Annotated in this window: 1 pseudogene; it reads left to right on the forward strand. The window is 65.9% G+C overall.

Annotation, left to right across the window (positions count from 1 at the left end):
• A pseudogene (locus tag EOB49_RS36725) lies at positions 1–1,409 on the forward strand (hypothetical protein); the annotation flags it as partial.

A 1,409-nucleotide genomic window follows, 5' to 3' on the forward strand; every position in this document is an offset into this window, starting at 1 on the left:
ACCACCTTTGCCGTTGCCATCGTCGACGACGTGCCGACGGCGGTTGCCGATATCGACAGCATCGCGGCCGGCCAGGTTGGCCCGGCGACAGGCAATGTACTGGTTGGCGGAACAGATGCCGGCGACGCCAACGCGACGGACGGGGTTGCCGACACCAAGGGCGCCGATGGCGCAACTGTGGTTGGCGTGCAGGCCGGCAACACCAATACCGATGTCGACAATGCGGCCACGCTGAACGCGCCGATCCAGGGCAGCTACGGCACGCTGACACTGCTGGCGGACGGCTCCTACAGCTATGTGCGCGCTGCCGGCACGCCCGGCGGCGTCAACGATGTCTTCACCTACACGATCAAGGACGGCGACGGCGACACCTCGCACACCACGCTGACGATTTCGATCGGCAACTCGACGCCTGTGATCACCGACCTGACGCCGGAGGCCATCGGCGGCGACGTCGTGGTCAACGAGGCGGCGTTGAATATCGGCACGCCGGGCGGGCCTGGGTCCGATCCGGCAAGCACGGCCGAGACCGGCGCCGGCACCTTCACCGTCTCCTCTCCGGACGGCATCAACTCACTGGCGATCGACGGCAACGCCTTCATTACCAATGGCGTGTTCACGGCGGGCTCCTTCACCACCGCATTTGGCAACACGCTCAATGTGACGGCTTACAATGCCGCTACCGGCCAGGTGAGCTACACCTATACGCTGCTCGACAATGAGGCGCATGCCGCCGTCCAGGGCACCAACGACCTGTTCGAGAACTTCACCGTCACGTTGACCGACCAGGATCTGCAGAGCGCCAACGCCACGCTCTCCGTCAAAATAGTCGACGATGTGCCGGCGGCAGCGAATGAAGCCTCGCAGGCGGTTGCGGAAGGTGCTCCGGTGGTGACGGGAACACTGGACTTCGTTGCTGGCGCTGACGGCGCGACGGTGACGCATGTCAACGGCACGCTGCTGGCCTTCGATCCCGGCACGGGCTACTCGCAGTCGATCGACATCGGCGCGGGCAGCATCCAGGTGAAGGCGGACGGGTCCTACGCGTTCACGCCGGATGCCTCGGTCGACAACAGCTCGGGTCCGGTTGCGGTCAACGCCACCTATACGGTGACGGACGGCGACCTCGACACGTCGACGGCCAACATCGCCTTCACGATCACCGACGGCGCAGGCCCGGTTGCTGGGGCTCCGATCACGCTGGCGCTTGACGACCAGAACCTGAGCGACGGCTCGACGCCGGCCGGTCCGGACTCCGCCTTGAACTCGATCACCTTCACGCCGGGCTCGGATGCGATCGCCTCGATCGCCTTCGGCACCGATTTGAGCGGGCTGAACAGCGCCAACCTGACCTGGACCCGGGTGTCGGACACCCAGGTCGTCGGCAAGGACGGCGCGGCGCCGGTGGT

Source organism: Mesorhizobium sp. M7A.F.Ca.MR.148.00.0.0, from assembly GCF_003997735.1.
Lineage (GTDB): Bacteria > Pseudomonadota > Alphaproteobacteria > Rhizobiales > Rhizobiaceae > Mesorhizobium.